Raw genomic sequence first — 13,859 nt, forward strand, 5'->3', positions numbered from 1 at the left:
TCTTTCTCGCGTTTATCTCGTGACACGCATTTCGCAATGCATTGTCAAAAATGTCGATGACGAAGCGCTCCGCTTTGTCATCCGTCGAGAAGGATAAGGCACATGAACTACCAGCCCCGCGGCGTCAGCACCCTTCAGGGCCCGGCCTCGTATCAGAGCGAGATCGAGGCGGCCCAGGCGCTCCTCAAGACCCAGCCGACCTGGAACGGGGTGACGGCCGAGGCCGTCGCGCGCATGCGCCTTCAGAACCGTTTCAAGACCGGCCTCGACATCGCCCGCTACACCGCGGCGCTGATGCGGGCCGACATGGCGGCCTATGACAACGATCCGACCAAGTACACCCAGTCGCTGGGCTGCTGGCACGGCTTCATCGCCCAGCAGAAGCTGATCTCGATCAAGAAGCACTTCGGCGGCAGGACCGATCGCAAATATCTGTACCTGTCCGGCTGGATGATCGCGGCGCTGCGCTCCGAGTTCGGCCCGCTGCCCGACCAGTCGATGCACGAGAAGACCTCGGTGCCGGCGCTGATCGAGGAGCTCTACACCTTCCTTCGCCAGGCGGATGCCCGCGAGCTCAACGACATCTTCCGCAGCCTCGACAAGGCGCGCAAGGAAGGCGACACCGCGCGCGAGAAGGAGCTGATCGCGAAGATCGACAACTTCCAGACCCATGTCGTCCCCATCATCGCCGACATTGACGCCGGCTTCGGTAACGCCGAGGCGACCTATCTGCTCGCCAAGAAGATGATCGAAGCGGGCGCCTGCGCGCTGCAGATCGAGAACCAGGTCTCGGACGAGAAGCAGTGCGGTCACCAGGATGGCAAGGTCACCGTGCCGCACGAGGTGTTCATCGCCAAGATCCGCGCCTGTCGCCACGCTTTCCTCGAGCTCGGCGTCGAAGACGGCATCATCGTCACCCGCACCGACTCGCTCGGCGCCGGCCTGACGCAGCAGATCGCGGTCAGCCACAAGCCGGGCGACATCGGCGACCAGTACAACAGCTTCCTCGATTGCGAGGAAATCACGGCGGAGAACGCCAAGAACGGCGACGTCATCATCAACCGCAACGGCAAGCTGATGCGTCCGAAGCGGCTGCCCTCGAACCTCTACCAGTTCCGTCCCGGCACGGGCGAGGACCGCTGCGTGCTCGACAGCATCACCTCGCTGCAGAACGGTGCGGACCTGCTCTGGATCGAGACCGAGAAGCCGCATATCGAGCAGATCGCGAAGATGGTCGACCGCATCCGCAAGGTCATCCCGAACGCCAAGCTCGCCTACAACAACTCGCCGTCGTTCAACTGGACCATCAACTTCCGTCAGCAGGTCTATGACGCGTGGAAGGAAGCCGGCAAGGATGTCAGCAAGTACAGCCGCGCCGAGCTGATGAAGCCGGAATATGACGATACGCCGCTGGCCGCCGAAGCCGACGAGCGCATCCGCACCTTCCAGGCGGATTCGGCCAAGCGCGCCGGCATCTTCCACCACCTGATCACGCTGCCGACCTACCACACGGCCGCGCTGTCCACCGACAACCTCGCACGCGAGTATTTCGGCGAGCAGGGCATGCTCGGCTACGTCAAGAACGTGCAGCGCCAGGAGATCCGTCAGGGCATCGCCTGCGCCAAGCACCAGAACATGGCCGGCTCCGATATCGGCGACGACCACAAGGAATACTTCGCGGGCGAAGCGGCCCTGAAGGCGGGCGGCGCCCACAACACCATGAACCAGTTCGGCTAACGCACCTCGACAGGAGACTGACAATGACCAAAGGCAGCAATTTCTGGGTGATCGGCGGCGAGTTCGGCTCGATGAACTTCCACAAGCTGGTCGAGGGCTCGGCCCAGGTGCAGGGCCCGTTCAAGACCCGCAAGGAAGCCGAAGACGCCTGGCGCTCGGTTTCGGAAGAGAACCGCCACAAGGCCGGCGTCCGCTTCTCGATCGTGGAAGAGCCGTCGCGGGTCTCGGCCTGACGGCCAGCTGACAAGTCTCAAGAAGACGTCCAAGGACGGAGGGTCCCATCCGGCGCAAGCCGGGTGGGATCGTCTGTTTTTGGCACATATCAGCGGCCTGTGGGCACCGTAAGTATCTGGAATAATGGGCCCTTTGCGGGGGGTCTGGTTGCTGATAGGTTAACGGGTAGAGTTGAGGACAGGGACGACAATGTCAGAGCCCGAGACCAGCGGTATCAATCCCGGCCAGCCGCGCCCGGTGCGGCTGCGCGATGCGCTGCTCCGCGCACGGATCGAGGCTGCCGACCGGACCGGGGTGGTCGTCGATCTCAGAGACGCCGAAGTGGCCCGGCTCGAGATCCTCAACGACGCTCTCGATCCGCTGTTCGCCCAGGTGCCCGACAGGATCGATCTGTTCGACCGCGGCATCAGCCAGGGTGATACGCCGAGACTCTGGATCGACGTCGTCGCCCATATCATGATGGGACGCGACAAGCGGCAGTACCGCTTCGTCCAGGACACCCGCTTCGGCCGCATCGTGCTCGCCGAATCGCACGACACCGCCGTGATCGTGGACGCCGTGACCGACTACGTCGCCCGCCGCATGATCGAGCGCGAACATGCGATGGTGGTGCCGCCAGAGCCCAAGGAGGAAGTTGCGGAGCCGCCGCGCCGCTCGCGCCTCTGGCCGTTCCTGTTCGGCTTCATCCTCGGGGCCGCCGCGCTGTTCGGTGTCGCCGTGCTCGCAGCGCTGCGGAGCTGGTGAGGACGCTGCTCGTAGCCCGGATGGAGCGAAGCGCAATCCGGGAAGCCTGTCGCTGCGGATGCACTGCCCCGGATTACGCTGCGCTCCATCCGGCCTACGAAGCGGGCTCATGCTTCGCATGCCCCGGAATGACCGCATCGGATCACATCACCCGCGCGCGCTTGATCTCGCGGATCTGCAAGCCATGATCGATGCTCCGCACGATCTGCTCGCAGCGCCAGCCTTCATTGTCCTTCTCGATCGCAAAAAGATTGTAGGCCGCCGCAGGATAACGCCCATGCGCGAGCGCGGAAGCCGATGGCACGCCGATCGCGGGAATCTTGCCGTTGGGGCCTTCGAACCACATCGTCGAATGAATGTGGTCGTGCCCGTGCAAGACCAGCTCGACACCCCGGCGCTTCAGCAGCGCCAGCAGCCCGGCCGAATCCGTCAGCCGCTTCTGGCGCGCGTCGGACTTCAGGGGATGATGCACCAGCAGCACGCGGAAGACGTCCTCGGTCGCAAGCTGCTCGAGCACCTGTTCGAGGTCAGTGAGCTGATCGCGCCCGAGCGTGCCCGTCGCCATCAAGGGCAGCGTCGGCACCGCGCTGGAGAGACTGATCAGCGCAACCGGGCCGCGCCGGCGCACGCCGGGAAAGCCGATGCGGCCGTCGTCATCTGCAAGATAGGGCGCAAAGGTCTCGCCGAAGCGGTGACAGGTCGCGCGGACATAGGCGTCGTGATTGCCGGGGATCGTGGTAACGCGGTCAGGCGGACCGACTTCGTCGAGCCAGGCGCGCGCCGGCGCGAACTCCGCCTCCATCGCCAAATTGACGAGATCCCCCGTAACGGCAATGTGGTCCGGCGCCTGCGCCCGCACATCGGCGACGAGCGCATCAAGCACCTCGCGGCGCTGGTATTTATGGCGGTTGCGTGTCCAGTTGACATAGCCGAGCGCGCGCTTGCCGGCGAGCTCGGTCAGCCGCGGCTTCGGCAGCGGCGGCAGATGCGGGTCGGACAGATGGGCAAGCGTGAAGGGTGCCATGAAAGATGTCATCCGCGCGATGGCCTCGCTATTCCGATGCCGTAATGGCAAGGTCTCCGGCAACGTGCAAGGAAAGCCTGAAAGAGCCAAGCCTGAAAGAGGAAAGCCTGAAAGACTGATGGGAGAGCCTCTGCGCCGGATCCGACGGAAATTCGAGCCGCTGCTGCGGCGGTTCTTCCATGCCTATTTCCTGGTGGTCCGCGGCATGACGCTGGGCGTTCGCGCCGTGGTGCTCGATGCCGACAACAAGGTGTTCCTGGTCAAGCATAGCTATGTCTCTGGCTGGTATTTGCCGGGGGGCGGGGTCGATTTTGGCGAGACCATGGAACAGGCAATGCGCCGCGAGCTCAAGGAGGAGGGCGACATCGACCTGACCGGAGAGGCCGTGCTGCATGGCATCTTTTTGAACAGCCACGTCTCCCGCCGCGACCATGTCGCGGTCTATGTCGTCAGGCATTTCCGCCAGGACCGGCTACCCGAGCCCAACCGCGAGATCATCGAATGCGGCTTCTTCGACGCCGCCGCGCTGCCGGAGGAGGTGACTCCAGGCACTCGCTTAAGGATCGCCGAAGTGCTCGATGGTAAGCCCGTGATGGCGACGTGGCGCTGATGGCCGGCTATGCTAGTGACCCGAACCGGCGCCACGGAAACCTGATGAAATCAGCAAAACTCGCCTTCGGCCTCATCTGTCTTGCGATCCTCGCCAGCAACATTTGGGGAATGTCGCGATGGAGCGAGGCGCGTGGGGTCTATGACGACATCTGCTATCTCAGGCAGGCCCATCTGTTCCAGCGCTTCGGCATCAGTGGGCTCAATACCAACGCAGTCGGGGACGACGACCGTTATTTCGAAGGCAAGTTGAAGGAGATCGCGTTTTCCGAATGGAAGGATCCGATCCGCTGGCCCTGTCACAACCCGATGCCTGGTGGCAAGGTGGTGTTGCAATATCCGCCGGGCACGGGTTTCCTGCTGGCGCTGTTTCCGGAAGGCCACCAGGTGGTGCCGCTCTACATTGTTGCGAACCTGATTGTTGGCGGGCTGGCGCTATCAGCTATTGCAATGGCGAGAAGCCTGCCATCGCTCATTGGCGCAGGCGTGTTCGGCGCGCTTGCGATCGGTCTCATGATCAATCCCGCCAAGGCGAGCTATTCGGTGGCGCCGACCATGGCGCTGTGCGCTGTTGCAGGTTTGCTGACCGCGGTGTGGCTGAGCCGGGACAAACGCAGCGTTCTGCTGATCGCGTTGATCGGGCTCCTGCTCGGCGCCTCCGTCAATCTCAGGCTGCCGAACGCGCTGCTCGCCGCAGGCTATTTCCTGTTCCTCGGCATTCCCTTCCTGTGGACGCGCTCGCTCGCGATCTTCGTGCAGGGACTTGCCTTCGGTGCAGGCGTGCTCGTCGGCATGGCGCCGACGCTGGCCGCGCAGGCCATCAACGCCGGCAGCGCGCTGGCGACCACCTATGGCAGCGCCGACGTGGTTGCGCCGGCGTTCGATCTTGCCGTGTTCGTCCAGTATCTGCGCGACATGCAAATCGTGCTGATCGTGCTCGCGATCGGCGCGACGCTTTGGCTGCTGTGGGCCGGTGAACGACATGTGCGACAGGCCGCGTTCGTCGTTGCCGGCAACCTCGTCGTCAATCTCGCATTTTTCATGACCCACCCGATCTTCACACCATACTATGTCGTGCCGATCACGATGCTGTCGCTGTGGACGCTGTCGTTTGCGCAGGTGTTAGAGCCCGCCGCGGCGCCCATGGCCGCATCGGTCCGGAGCGCAGCGGCGAGCCTTGGACCGCTGCCGCGATGACGCCCCAGCCGGCGCTGAAAAGGGACTGAAGTTGGGCGCGACGCCCATGGACCTCGCCAGGCGCAGATGCTATCCCGCAAATGATATGAACGATCTCTCCATCACCATCCGTCCCGAAGCCGCAGGCGACGCGCAGGCGATCGAGCGGCTGCACGAGCGCACCTTCGGCCCCGGCCGTTTCGTGCTCAGCGCCTATCGCATCCGCGAGCACGTCGAACACCTGCTCGACGTCTCCTTCACCGCCCGCATCGGCACGCTGCTGGTCGGCTCCGTCAGGCAATTGCCCGTGACGGTTGGCGAGACGCCTGCACTGCTGCTCGGGCCGCTCACGGTCGAGCCGCCGTTCCGCAGCCGCGGCATCGGCCGCATGTTGATGGAGCGGGCCCTGAAAGAAGCGAAGGACAAGGGCCATCGCATCGTGCTGCTGGTCGGCGACGAGCCCTATTACAGCCGCGTCGGCTTCAAGCTGGTCCCCAAGGGCCGCGTCACCATGCCGGGCCCGGTCGATGCCGCGCGGATCCTGGTGTTCGAGCTCGTCGACGGCGCCTTCGAAGGCGTCTCGGGCGCGGTTGCTCCGGACTGGAGCAAGGCGCGAGGGTAGCGCATCCGCTCGGAGCTCACATCTTCCGCGCCACCACCGAGACATTGCAGGCCTATCTCGATTTCGATCCCGCGCGAAGCGCGATCTGACCGGGTTGCACAGGGCTGACTGCCAGTACGCCGATGTCACTCCAGAGCTTTGAACGCGAAAGTCTGACCCGCTATACCGTCGGCGCGGTTTGTGCCAAAACGGCAGGCGAAGCTGACGAAGGATTGATGAAGTTTGGCCGCATCGAAGAAGGGCGCCTCGCCCGCGGAACGCCAGAACGGGATTGATCGGACCATCGATCTGCTCGAAGCGCTGCTGCATTTGCGCGCGCCCTCCAAGCTCAGCGACCTCGCCAAGCAGATGGGCGCGCCGCGATCGACGGTCTATGCCATCGCCAACCGCCTGATCGAGGCGGACCTGCTCGAGAGCGTCGGCGACGGCGGTCAGGTCTATTTCGGCAAGGCGGTGCATCTCTACGGCCGGGCCTATGCGGAGGCCAATCCGCTGCATCGCCGCTGCCGCGAGGCGCTCGATCGTCTCGCGACCCAGCACAGCGCCACCGCGCAACTCTGCGCGCTGCGCGGCCGCAAATATGTGGTGGTCGATACCCGCGACGGATCGGGCCTGTTCCGCATCACCACCGACGTCGGCATCGAGGTGCCGCTGCCCTGGACGGCATCGGGCCGGTTGCTGCTCGATCACATGAGCCCGGCGGAGATTCGCGCGTTCGTTCCGAAGGAGGATTTCCGCCTTCCTGATGGCCGCGTGCTCGACGTCGATGATTTCATCAAGGACGTCGCACGGGCGCGGCGCGACGGCAAATGCGTGACCACGGCGCTGTCCGATCGCTTCACGTCGTGCCTTGCCGCGCCGATCCGCGACAAGAAGGGTGTCGCGGTCGCGACGCTTTGCTTCGTCGTTCCCGCCGATTCGGTGAAGGAGCGCAGGACCGCGCTGCTCGACGATCTCGTCGCCACCGCAACGGAACTCTCGGATCGTTCCTGAACCGAACCGACCGTCAACGTCGCTGACCGATGTTCCCGCATCGTTGTGCGTTGTCGCCGCACGATGTTCGCGCAGAACGCGACGCGCGCGAACGCGCGTCGCGGCCGGAATGTCCGCTCTTGACATCACGACGCTGTCATCTCTAACGTGTCGCTATAAGATAATATTGTCCACTATAAGAGACAATGCAGTTGCGGGCGCGATGAGGTTCTCCCGGTCCCATGTCGGGATTGGAGACGCGATCCTGCGTGTCCAAGCGAGGATTCAACATGACGAAGGCAACCCAACAGGTACCCGGACGACGCTGGCTGATCGGTTGTCTCCTCGGCGTTGGAATTCTCATCAACTACATCGATCGCGTCGGCCTCTCGGCCGCGACGCCGGAGCTCACCAGGGAGCTCGGCCTCACCGCCACCGACATCGGCCTGCTTGGCAGCGCATTCTTCTGGACCTATTCGCTGCTGCAAGTCCCCGGCGGCATGGTGCTCGACCGCTTCGGCGTCACCACGGTCGGCCGCGTCTCGAGCTTCCTCTGGGCGGTCGCCGCCACCATCACCGCGCTTGCCAGCGGTCTCTGGGGCATCGCCGGCGCGCGTCTGTTGCTCGGTGTCGCGGAAGCGCCGGCGTTTCCGGCCAGCCAGAAGGCGACCGGCCACTGGTTCCCGCTCGACGAACGCGCGCGCTCGACCGCGATCTTCGATTCCGCCGCAAAATTCTCCAACGTGATCGGCGTGCCGCTGGTCGCCTATGTGATCTTTCTCTACGGCTGGCGCTGGGGCTTTGGCGTCACCGCGCTGCTCAGCTTTGCCTATTTCATCGCCTACTACCTGATCTATCGAAATCCGAGCGAGGATCCGAAGCTCTCCAAGGCGGAGCATGACTACATCATCGCCGGCGGCGGTACGCCGGAAGGCCCGGCCGCAGCGGGGCAGAGCCGCATGCTCGGCTACCTCCTGCGCAACCGCAAGGTCTGGGGCCTGACCATCGGCTTCTCCGCCTATGGCTACACCTTCTATCTCTTCCTCACCTGGCTGCCGGGCTATCTCGCCCAGACCATGCACATGAACCTGATGTCGGCCGCAGGCTATTCGACCATCCCGTGGATCTTCGCGACACTGTCGGACCTGTTGATCGGCGGCTTTCTGGTCGATCATCTGATCGCGCGCGGCTACGACCCGACGCGGGTGCGCCAGTCGGTGATCATCGTCGGCATGCTGATGGGGCTCGCCGTGATCGGCGCCGCCTTCACCGTGAAACCGGGCTGGGCGCTGCTGTGGTTGTCGATCGCGATCTCGGGCCTGTCGGCCGCCGCACCCGTCGGTTCCTCGATCGTGTCGCTGATCGCGCCCAAGGGTGGCGCGGGCACCGTCGGCGGCATCCTGAATTTCACCAACAACATGATGGGCGTGCTCGCGCCGATCGTGACAGGCATCGTGGTCGACTGGACCCAATCCTTTGCCGGTGCTTTCATGATCGCCGGTGTGGTGCTGCTGATCGGCATCTTCTTTTATGTCGTGGTGCTCGGCCGGATCGAATCGATCCCCGACTACGAAGAGGTCGCACCATCAGGCGCCGTGGCTGTTCATTGAGGAGAGGGGCATGCCCCAGACCACCAGCGGCAAGGACACGCTGATCCGCAACGCCAGGCTGATCGACGGCACCGGCGCGCCGTGGTTCGAGGCGGACTTGCGCATCAACGGCAGCCGCATCGCGGCGATCGGTGCCGCGCTGCCGGCGGAGGGTGCCGACATCATCGACGCGCGCGGATGCTATCTCGCGCCGGGATTCATCGACGCCCATTGCCATGACGATCTGATCTGCCTGCGCGAGCCCGACCGGCCCGAAAAGGTGTTGCAGGGTGTGACCACGCTCGTGGTCGGCAATTGCTGCTTCTCGCTCTATCCCGCGACCGCAGGCTCCGCCGAGATGCTGCGGCTGCATTTCTCGGGGCTCGCCGGCGAAACCCGACCCGACGAAGTCTTCGACAGCTTCGACGGCTACAAGCAGGCCCTGGAAGGGCCGGGCGTCGCGCTCAACCTCGTCTCCCTGGTCGGGCACGCCGCGATCAGGCTTGCCGTGCTCGGTTACGAGCGCCGTGCGGCGAGCCGCGAAGAGATCGCGGCGATGCAGGCGCTGCTGGCGCAGCAACTCACGCAAGGAGCTGCCGGCCTGTCGCTCGGCCTCGTCTATCCCCCGAGCGCCTATGCCGACACCAGCGAGCTCAACGCGCTGGCAGAGACCGTCAGAGCGCATGGCAAGCTGCTCACCGCGCATGTCCGCAGCTATGAAGCGGGCCTCCTGCCCTCCATCGACGAGTTCATCGCGATCCTGCGCGCCTCCGGTGCGGCCGGGTTGCTGTCGCATCTGCAATCGGCCGGCAAGCCGAACTGGGGCGCGATCCCGAAGGCGCTCGACCGGCTCGAGGCGGCGCGCGCGGAGGGCATCGACATCTCCTTCGACATGTATCCCTATCCCGCCGGCAGCTCCTACATGCTGCAATTGCTGCCGCCGGCAGCCCTCGAAGGCGGCATCGACGGGTTGCTGGCGCGGCTGCGCGATCCCGGCCAGCGAGAAGCGCTGCGCGTGCTGGTCGAGGAGGGCGATCCCGATCCGCATGCCGCACAGTCCAAGATCGTGCTGATCGGCTGGCACAATGTGCGCATCTCCGCCACCGCCAACCCCGCGCTGAAGCCGCTCGAGGGCAAATCGATGGTCGATGCCGCGCGCGAGCTCGGCATCTCCCCGTTCGATCTCATGGTCCGCTGCATCGAGGAAGACCAGGGCCAGACCGGCATCATCATGTTCCAGCTCGATGAGGCCGATTTGCGCGCCGCCTTCACCCATCGCCTGCACATGGTCGGCTCCGACGGCATTCCGCGCCCGGGCACCAAGCCGCATCCGCGCGCCTATGGCAGTTTCCCGCGCGTCGCCGGCCGGCTGACGCGCGAGCAAGGCTGGCTGACTCTGGAAGACGCCGTGCGGCGGATGACCGCGATGCCCGCGCAGCGCTTCGGACTGTCCGACCGCGGCATCCTGCGGCCCGGCATGATCGCCGATCTCACCCTGTTCGACGAGACCATCAAGGACAGAGCGACGTTCGAGACGCCGACGGAAATGCCCGCAGGCATTCGTGCAGTGTTCGTCGCCGGCGAGGCCGTGGTCGCGGACGGACGCAGCACCTTCGCGCGGCCGGGCCGGGCCCTGACTTGAACCATCACACCCAGGACATGATGCAATGACGCTGAAACGATACGGCGCGGCCGGCGGCACCGGCACCGGCGGCCAGCACCTTCCGTTCGCCCGCGCGGTGGAGGCCGACGGCTGGCTCTACGTCTCCGGCCAGACGCCGATGGAGAACGGCGAGGTGATCGAGGGCGGCATCATTCCGCAGTCTCACAAGGCGATCCGCAACATGCTCGCGATCCTGGCTGAGGCCGGCTATGAGCCCAAGGACGTCGTCCGCTGCGGCGTTTGGCTCGATGACCCCAGAGACTTCCAGAGCTTCAACAAGGTCTTCGCCGAATATTTCGGTGCCAATCCACCCGCGCGGGCCTGCGTGGTCTCGAGCATGGTGGTGGACTGCAAGGTGGAAATCGACTGCGTCGCCTATCGCAGGTGAGGCGACGATTGCGCGCACGCCTCGTCCTTCGAGACGACCGCTTCCAGCGGTCTCCTCAGGATGAGGCAAAGTGCCATCGGCGCTCGCTGCAAATCCCGCCACGCACACCGTCCTCATCCTGAGGGCCCGCCGAAGGCGGGCGTCTCGAAGGATGCGCCACAAGGAAACGGCTCAGCTAGAACCGCTGCGACATGCCGACATAGAAGCCGCGCCGCGGGCCGTATTGCGGGGCGAACACGCCGATGCCGGAGCCGTCGCGGATCTGGTAGATCGTGTCGAACACATTGACCACATCGAACCGCACGGTCGTCGGCTTGTTCGGCGCAACGATGTTGAAATCGTGCGACAGGCCGAGATTCACCTGCGTATAGCCGGGCAGGTGATCGGTGTTGGCAAAGCCGGACCGAAGTCCGCTGCCATAGATCATCGACACGCTGTAGCGCGTGCCCTCCCAGAGATAGGAGGCGCCGGCCGAGCCTGACAGCATCTGCGCGTGGTCGGTGTAGATGTAATGGCCTGCGATATAGGCGAGCTCGTCCGCGCCGAACAGATACTGGTTCGAGACCACATTGGTCGCGATCTGCTTGGCCCAGGCGAGGTTGGCATAGGCGCTGAAATTGCCGCTTCTGTAGGTCGATTTCAGCTCGACGCCGACATTCTCGCCGCGATCATAGTTGAAGCCGCTCAGCACATAGGCCGCGCCGAACTGGCCGTCGTCGAGCAAATCGCGCGCCTTCTTGTAATAGGCATCGGCGCCGACCTCGAGGCCGGGGATTGCATAGATCTTCTGCATGACGCCGACGTCGAACACGTGCGAGCGCTCCGGCAGCACCGGGCTGTTCAGCCCGACCTCCGGCGTCTGGGTGTTGGCGGGCGCGCCGGGCGGCGTCACCAGCGCGAGATTGACGGGGCTGGCAATCACCTGCGAGGGCGGAGTGAAGTTGCGCGCATAGCCGGCATGGAAGGTGGTGCCGTCGAACGGCTTCCAGGTCAGGCTGACGCGCGGGCTGAGCTGGTTGGCATCGACGAATTGATACATCTGGTCGAAGCGCAGGCCGGCGTTCAGCGTCAGCTTGTCGGTGATCTTCCACTCGTCCTGGACGTAGGTCCCGATCAGCCAGCCGGTCTTGGCGTTGGAATCGAACACCGAGAACGGCGCGTCGATCGTGCCTGCGTTCGGGTCGGTGGGATCGGCCAGCGGCAGCACCGTGGTCCCGCTGTTGACCAGGGTTCGCTCGGCGCTCACCGAGAGGCCGAACCGCAGCGTGTGCGCATAGCCGATGCGCCAGGCGGTGTCCTGCTGAATGCCGTTGACCACGCTCTGGCGGTAGACGTCCGAGGACACGCCGTTGAAGACGAGATCGCCGACCGGATCAGGATGGAAGTGCAGCAGGCTGGTGCGGTTGAAGTAGGAGGTCTGGGTGTCGAGCGCGCCGTTCGAGGTCTGGTAGGACACGACGTTGAACTGGTTGAACTCGTTCTGGTGCTCATTGAGCCGTGACGAGTCGAAATTCGAAACGCCGAATGCCGTGTTCGCAGGCGTCTGGCCCGGATTGTTCGGAATCTGGAACGTCGCGTTCGACACGCCGCTCATGAAGGTGAGGCGGCTCGTTGGGTCGATCATCGTCGAGAGATAGAGAAATCCCTTCTCCTGGTTGGTGCGGTCGTGGATCGCGTTGACCGAGGGCGTCGGGTTCTCGATGCCGAGATTGTTCTGCAGGAAACGCCCCGACAGGAAATACTGCGTCTGCCCGGCCGTCCCGCCATATTCGATGTTGGTCGAGATCGTGCCATTGCTGCCGCCATAGACGCCGACGACGCCCGAATTGTTGAAGGCGTCAGCCTTGGTCTGGATGTCGAGCACACCGGCCGTGCGCTGGCCGTATTGCGCCGGCAGCGCGCCGGTGAGCAGGCTGAGGCTGCCGACGATGCCGGTGTCGAGGATCTGCCCGAACGCGCCGACGCCGTCGGGAAGCATCACGCCGTTGATGCGGTATTGCAGATTGGCGTGCTCGTTGCGGACATGCAGGTCGCCGCTCGCCGCCGAATCCTGGGTGACGCCGGGGAATTGCAGCAGCACCTTGTCGAGCGAGGCGTTGCTGCCCTGTGGCAGCGCCTCGATCGCCTGGCGCGTGAGCGTGTGGGTCGTAGCGCCGCCCGGTGGAAGCACCGATTGGCGCGCCGCATCCAGCCGTTCGCTCTGGCCCTCGACGGCGGCCGGCGCCTCGGTCTGCGGCCGCGCCTGCGACGTTGAACGTCGCCTGTCGACCGCGACGCGAACCTTTGGCCGGCGCTGTGCCTGCGTCTGCTTCGGCGCCTCGACTTCGACGGTGGGCAGCGTCGTCATGGGGGCCGTCGTCTGCGCCATGGCTCTGCCGGCGGGATAAGAAAGCGTGAGTGCGGCGAGGCTCGCGCCCGCCAATATTGCTCTTGAAGACACCATTGTCCTGATTTCCGATCGCGCACCACTGCGGCTCTTCAGAGCACCTGCAGGCAGCGCGCGCCGTCGACATGCGACGGATCATCCTCGATGGCCCAGCGCAATCGGCGCGCATGCGCGGCCGATGCCGAGGCAGCTCAATCGATTGACATCAGGAGGCGGGAGGGGCGCGCGGCTGGAACGCGTGGCGTGCCGATTCCAGATGGATGAACTCGGCATCCGTGGTGCGGTAGAGCAACTCGACCGCCTGCGGCAAATGCAGCAGAGGCGGCGTCGCTGATAGGACCGTGCCGGCCATTGCGACGAGCGCGCAGATCGCGCAATTGTCCTCGCCCGGCTGTTCGCGATCGGGATTTGCAGGCGACTGCTTCTGGACCGCAGCGCCGTCGGTCGGCGTGATGGTCTTGGTGCTGTCAGTGAGCCGCGACTGCGCGAGCGGCGCGGCCTGCGCGAACCAGTGGCTATGGCCGAAGGTCAGCGCGAACTGCACCAGCATCGCGAACATCGCGAGCCGGGCACCGTGCCTGATATTCGACCGGAACCACCTCATCTGCAAACGCCACCCCACATCGCGAGGCACCGACCTGATGTCGCGATGTTATATTGTAACATCGCAAGAAGCTGGATCGAATGTCAATCGCACGCAGACCGGCACACGCAA

At 64.7% G+C, this 13,859-nt stretch carries 13 protein-coding genes; 10 read left to right on the forward strand and 3 right to left on the reverse strand.

Annotation, left to right across the window (positions count from 1 at the left end; genetic code table 11):
* The first annotated feature begins 102 nt into the window (after nt 1-102).
* The 3 genes from XH98_RS38950 to XH98_RS38960 all read left to right on the forward strand — a co-directional run bounded on the left by XH98_RS38950 (nt 103) and on the right by XH98_RS38960 (nt 2,715).
* On the forward strand, nt 103-1,737 hold the full coding sequence (locus XH98_RS38950; protein ID WP_271621751.1) for an isocitrate lyase: 1,635 nt from the start codon (nt 103-105) through the stop codon (nt 1,735-1,737).
* 23 nt (nt 1,738-1,760) lie between these two features.
* The gene (locus XH98_RS38955; protein WP_008137787.1) at nt 1,761-1,970 is read left to right on the forward strand and encodes a DUF4170 domain-containing protein; all 210 of its coding nucleotides are present in this window, start codon (nt 1,761-1,763) and stop codon (nt 1,968-1,970) included.
* Nucleotides 1,971-2,160: 190 nt separating this feature from the next.
* The gene (locus XH98_RS38960) at nt 2,161-2,715 is read left to right on the forward strand and encodes a hypothetical protein (RefSeq protein WP_271599733.1); all 555 of its coding nucleotides are present in this window, start codon (nt 2,161-2,163) and stop codon (nt 2,713-2,715) included.
* A 142-nt stretch (nt 2,716-2,857) separates the two neighbouring features.
* On the opposite strand, the gene XH98_RS38965 is transcribed toward XH98_RS38960, so the two are convergent.
* Entirely contained in the window at nt 2,858-3,739 is an 882-nt protein-coding gene (locus tag XH98_RS38965) for a metallophosphoesterase family protein (protein ID WP_271599732.1), read from the reverse strand.
* Between the two features lie 118 nt (nt 3,740-3,857).
* On the opposite strand from XH98_RS38965, the gene XH98_RS38970 reads away from it, so the two are divergent.
* The 7 genes from XH98_RS38970 (at nt 3,858) to XH98_RS39000 (ending at nt 10,758) form a co-directional block, all read left to right on the forward strand.
* Nucleotides 3,858-4,349, forward strand: coding sequence for an NUDIX domain-containing protein (locus XH98_RS38970; RefSeq protein WP_271599801.1), 492 nt, complete (start codon nt 3,858-3,860; stop codon nt 4,347-4,349).
* A 44-nt stretch (nt 4,350-4,393) separates the two neighbouring features.
* Nucleotides 4,394-5,545 carry a hypothetical protein gene (locus tag XH98_RS38975; RefSeq protein WP_271621752.1) on the forward strand — a complete coding sequence of 384 codons (1,152 nt, stop codon included), beginning with the start codon at nt 4,394-4,396 and terminating at the stop codon, nt 5,543-5,545.
* Between the two features lie 85 nt (nt 5,546-5,630).
* A complete protein-coding gene (locus XH98_RS38980; protein WP_271599730.1) occupies nt 5,631-6,146 on the forward strand; it encodes a GNAT family N-acetyltransferase in 516 nt (171 codons plus the stop codon).
* 222 nt (nt 6,147-6,368) lie between these two features.
* Complete coding sequence (locus tag XH98_RS38985) at nt 6,369-7,139, forward strand: IclR family transcriptional regulator (RefSeq protein ID WP_057757053.1); 771 nt, start codon at nt 6,369-6,371, stop codon at nt 7,137-7,139.
* Between the two features lie 269 nt (nt 7,140-7,408).
* On the forward strand, nt 7,409-8,728 hold the full coding sequence (locus tag XH98_RS38990; RefSeq protein WP_271621753.1) for an MFS transporter: 1,320 nt from the start codon (nt 7,409-7,411) through the stop codon (nt 8,726-8,728).
* 10 nt (nt 8,729-8,738) lie between these two features.
* Complete coding sequence (locus XH98_RS38995; RefSeq protein ID WP_271599728.1) at nt 8,739-10,349, forward strand: N-acyl-D-amino-acid deacylase family protein; 1,611 nt, start codon at nt 8,739-8,741, stop codon at nt 10,347-10,349.
* Nucleotides 10,350-10,374: 25 nt separating this feature from the next.
* Nucleotides 10,375-10,758 (forward strand): RidA family protein, encoded by a 384-nt coding sequence (locus XH98_RS39000; RefSeq protein WP_128962613.1) that lies wholly within the window; start codon nt 10,375-10,377, stop codon nt 10,756-10,758.
* A gap of 175 nt (nt 10,759-10,933) precedes the next feature.
* Here XH98_RS39000 and XH98_RS39005 read toward each other — a convergent pair whose 3' ends face one another.
* Both XH98_RS39005 and XH98_RS39010 read right to left on the reverse strand, forming a co-directional pair.
* Nucleotides 10,934-13,105: a TonB-dependent receptor gene (locus XH98_RS39005; protein WP_271621754.1), complete on the reverse strand. Its 2,172-nt coding sequence runs from the start codon at nt 13,103-13,105 to the stop codon at nt 10,934-10,936.
* Between the two features lie 244 nt (nt 13,106-13,349).
* Nucleotides 13,350-13,748 (reverse strand): DUF2946 family protein, encoded by a 399-nt coding sequence (locus XH98_RS39010; protein ID WP_271621755.1) that lies wholly within the window; start codon nt 13,746-13,748, stop codon nt 13,350-13,352.
* Nucleotides 13,749-13,859 lie beyond the last annotated feature (111 nt).

The organism is Bradyrhizobium sp. CCBAU 51745 (assembly GCF_028128715.1).
Classification (GTDB): domain Bacteria; phylum Pseudomonadota; class Alphaproteobacteria; order Rhizobiales; family Xanthobacteraceae; genus Bradyrhizobium; species Bradyrhizobium manausense.

What these genes read in the sequence shown, in the direction of transcription:
- XH98_RS38970 (WP_271599801.1), top strand. Translation starts at nt 3,858, where the DNA reads ATGGGAGAGCCTCTGCGCCGGATCCGACGGAAATTCGAGCCGCTGCTG.
- XH98_RS39000 (WP_128962613.1), top strand. Translation starts at nt 10,375, where the DNA reads ATGACGCTGAAACGATACGGCGCGGCCGGCGGCACCGGCACCGGCGGC.
- XH98_RS38965 (WP_271599732.1), bottom strand. Translation starts at nt 3,739, where the DNA reads ATGGCACCCTTCACGCTTGCCCATCTGTCCGACCCGCATCTGCCGCCG.
- XH98_RS39010 (WP_271621755.1), bottom strand. Translation starts at nt 13,748, where the DNA reads ATGAGGTGGTTCCGGTCGAATATCAGGCACGGTGCCCGGCTCGCGATG.
- XH98_RS38960 (WP_271599733.1), top strand. Translation starts at nt 2,161, where the DNA reads ATGTCAGAGCCCGAGACCAGCGGTATCAATCCCGGCCAGCCGCGCCCG.
- XH98_RS38980 (WP_271599730.1), top strand. Translation starts at nt 5,631, where the DNA reads ATGAACGATCTCTCCATCACCATCCGTCCCGAAGCCGCAGGCGACGCG.
- XH98_RS38950 (WP_271621751.1), top strand. Translation starts at nt 103, where the DNA reads ATGAACTACCAGCCCCGCGGCGTCAGCACCCTTCAGGGCCCGGCCTCG.
- XH98_RS38975 (WP_271621752.1), top strand. Translation starts at nt 4,394, where the DNA reads ATGAAATCAGCAAAACTCGCCTTCGGCCTCATCTGTCTTGCGATCCTC.
- XH98_RS39005 (WP_271621754.1), bottom strand. Translation starts at nt 13,105, where the DNA reads ATGACGACGCTGCCCACCGTCGAAGTCGAGGCGCCGAAGCAGACGCAG.
- XH98_RS38990 (WP_271621753.1), top strand. Translation starts at nt 7,409, where the DNA reads ATGACGAAGGCAACCCAACAGGTACCCGGACGACGCTGGCTGATCGGT.
- XH98_RS38995 (WP_271599728.1), top strand. Translation starts at nt 8,739, where the DNA reads ATGCCCCAGACCACCAGCGGCAAGGACACGCTGATCCGCAACGCCAGG.
- XH98_RS38955 (WP_008137787.1), top strand. Translation starts at nt 1,761, where the DNA reads ATGACCAAAGGCAGCAATTTCTGGGTGATCGGCGGCGAGTTCGGCTCG.